Here is a 2,962-nt window from a genome sequence, read left to right on the forward strand (position 1 = left end):
CGCCATGGCGCTCACCAAGCCACCCAGACCAGCCATGGCATGAGCGCCAGAGGCCGCCAACTTCGCCCCGCCTCAGAACCCAACTAAAACAACCAACGTCCAAAAAACAAACCCGCCGAAAATATCGACGGGTTTGTCAGCAGTCTGAGGGCGGTCTTCGGACCGCCCTTTTTCGTTCCGGCGCATGATTCGCCAGGTGAGCTTTTTCAATCGTCAGGTGAAACGTTTAACCGCATATCTGAATGCGCCTCGCATTCGGCGAAGCTTTCGCAGAGCTTGTGAGCCTGCATTATTTCTTCCAAAAGCTGTGTTATCCGTTCGCTGCAATTTTATGCACATTTCAGAGCTCAGGAGAGCATTGAAACCGGTTGCACTTCGGCAGCTGCGCATTTTTTTGCTCTTTTTCGCGTCCCCCATACTTTCACGGTTGTTTTTCCACTCACAGTAGCGATCGGCATTATGCAAAAAGCGGATTGCCGTTTGCATGAAAGTGCCTATAAATCCCCTCGCATTCGGCGCGTGTCATCAGCCGATGGGTCACGATGCGCATCGATCCTGACCACGAGAATGCGACGTAGGATTCGGGACAACCCCTTCCCGAAAAATATATTAGAAGTTGAGTAACGCCCCCGTGAAATTGGAAGCGGTTCCGTGAGAAGAACCGGCAATCCAGACCCCATTTCCCGGTCGCCCGAGCATGATGCGCGGTGCAACATGAACCTGCTCATTTTTGCCGGACGTGCGGCGGGGGAAGCCGCACCTAAGCTGGGGAAAAATTTGTTCAAAATCGCGAGAACCAACGCCGCGGCACCGCTTATGCCGGGCTCACTGGATATCAGCAATCATGATCCTGAAATGCTGGCGCAGTTTTCCATTTCGGAAACCTGGGTCGGAGACCTGTCCAGCGGCGTGATCCGCCTCAAGGAATGGAGCGCCCTGCTGCACGGACTCCCGGCGCGGGTATGCGGGCTTCTGAGCCTCATGCGCTGCTACGATCCGAAGGATCACGATCACATCCTGGAACTCTTCGAGCAGGCTGCGACGCTCTCCTCATCCTTCTGTTTCTCGACCACCATCATGATGTCGAATGGCTTCCGTCAGCCGTTGTTCTGCATGGGCGAGTCGAACGGCCACGACGATGCTAATCACGGCAGCATGCTCGGTGTTTTCATCTTCCCTCGTTTCAAGACGAATACCGGCGGCGAGTTTGCCAGGCGCCAATAGACGCTCCCGCACATGAAAAAAGCCGGCCTTTTGGACCGGCTTTTTGCATATTTGCCTCAGATTTACGCAGGCCGTGCCGGGATATTCAACCCCTTTTCCGAGGCCGGCCGGGCGATGCAGCGCTCTAGCCAGTCCATCACGGCCGGGAAGCTCTTATAATCCAACACCTCACGCCCGCCGTAGAAGATGTCGGCACCGCGGAGCCACGGGAAAGTGGCGATATCGGCGATCGTGTAGAGATCGCCCATGATCCACTGGCGACCCTGGAGGCGTGCTTCCAGTACGCTCAGAAGCCGCTTTGATTCGTCGCGGTAGCGCTCCATCGGATACGAGTTGTTGGCAACCTTATCGGCCGCGAATTTGTAGAAGTGCCCGAACTGTCCGAACATCGGTCCGATACCGGCCATCTGGAAGAAGACCCACTGGATCGTCTCGTAGCGCCCGGCTGTATCTGATGGAATGAGTTTGCCTGTCTTCTCTGCCAAATAGAGCAGGATGGCACCGGATTCGAAAATGCCGATCGGCTTTCCATCGGGGCCATTGGGATCGATGATTGCCGGGATGCGGCCATTGGGATTGAGCGATACGAATTCCGGCGACTTCTGGTCGTTCGTGCTGAACGAGATCAGATGCGGTTCATAGGACAAGCCAAGCTCTTCAAGCGCAATCGATATCTTCACGCCGTTCGGGGTTGGCAACGAGTAAAGCTGGATGATATCCGGGTTCGCTGCTGGCCAGCGCGTCGTGATCGGAAATGCGGAAAGATCTGCCATCGGGGTCTCCATCTTGGGCGGCCGACCATAAAAGAGGCGCACCATCGATGGCAAGCCGACTTCGCCAAGATCGGTCGTTCAATAATAGAGAACGAAGTGTCCCTTTCCGTCTATCTTTCCAAAACAGCAAAAAAAGGCGACAAAGTGGCATCCGAGGTTGCAACCGTGCCGGGGCACAACAACCTCAAACGCCATTCAACGGAGACAACGTTCATGTCGAATACCAACAATATTGTCATTCTTGTCGCTCGCGTCCTCTTGTCGTTCATGTTCATCCTTGCCGGCTTCGGCAAGCTGACCGATCCGGCTGGAACCGCTGGCATGATCGCCGGTGCTGGTCTTCCGGCGTCGACTGCCCTGACCTATCTCGCAGGCGCCTTTGAATTTGTAACTGGCCTCGCGGTTCTCGTCGGCTACCAGACGAAGACCGTCGGCTGGCTGCTCGCCGCCTTTTGTATCTTCACCGCTGTCGTCTTCCACCTGCCGACGGTCAACGTTCCGGATTTCCCAGCTGCCGCTCTCGGCTGGATCAACGCCCTGAACCAGATCATGGTCATGAAGAACTTCACGCTGGCCGGCGCTTACATCTTCCTCGCCATTGTCGGCCCGGGCCTCTACTCGCTCGACGCACGCCGCGGCGCCTACGCAGTCGCCTAAGCGATCAAGCATCCTCCCAAGCATGAAAAACCCGCCGTCACCAGACGGCGGGTCAGATTGCTGACAAACCCCTGGCACCGTCTGGGGGCTTGTGATTCATTGGGACATGTTGAAGAAACCTGCCCCCACCCAGACGGCTCTTGAGATGGTGACGCTCGACAGTCTGGTGCCGAAGGATCACCATCCGCTCGGAGCGTCAGTTGGTGCGCGAGATCGAGGTCAACGTCGCCTATCGCTGGTTTCTGCAGATGAAGCTGACGGACGGTGTGTTTGACGCTTCGACGCTGTCGCAGAACCGCCGCCGGCGC

The 2,962-nt window shown here is 56.5% G+C and carries 3 protein-coding genes and 1 pseudogene; 3 read left to right on the forward strand and 1 reads right to left on the reverse strand.

Features of this window, described 5'->3' with window-relative positions; all coding sequences use genetic code 11:
• Nucleotides 1–777 precede the first annotated feature (777 nt).
• A complete protein-coding gene (locus tag IB244_RS31425) occupies nt 778–1,224 on the forward strand; it encodes a hypothetical protein (protein ID WP_037089657.1) in 447 nt (148 codons plus the stop codon).
• Between the two features lie 62 nt (nt 1,225–1,286).
• On the opposite strand, the gene IB244_RS31430 is transcribed toward IB244_RS31425, so the two are convergent.
• The gene (locus tag IB244_RS31430) at nt 1,287–1,997 is read right to left on the reverse strand and encodes a glutathione binding-like protein (RefSeq protein ID WP_018856915.1); all 711 of its coding nucleotides are present in this window, start codon (nt 1,995–1,997) and stop codon (nt 1,287–1,289) included.
• 213 nt (nt 1,998–2,210) lie between these two features.
• Here IB244_RS31430 and IB244_RS31435 point away from each other — a divergent pair, with 213 nt between their 5' ends.
• Together IB244_RS31435 and IB244_RS31440 are read left to right on the forward strand one after the other, a co-directional pair.
• A complete protein-coding gene (locus IB244_RS31435) occupies nt 2,211–2,654 on the forward strand; it encodes a DoxX family protein (protein ID WP_026371753.1) in 444 nt (147 codons plus the stop codon).
• Between the two features lie 106 nt (nt 2,655–2,760).
• Nucleotides 2,761–2,962, forward strand: a pseudogene (locus IB244_RS31440) (transposase); the annotation flags it as partial.

Source organism: Rhizobium sp. RHZ02 (genome assembly GCF_014851575.1).
GTDB lineage: Bacteria > Pseudomonadota > Alphaproteobacteria > Rhizobiales > Rhizobiaceae > Rhizobium > Rhizobium altiplani.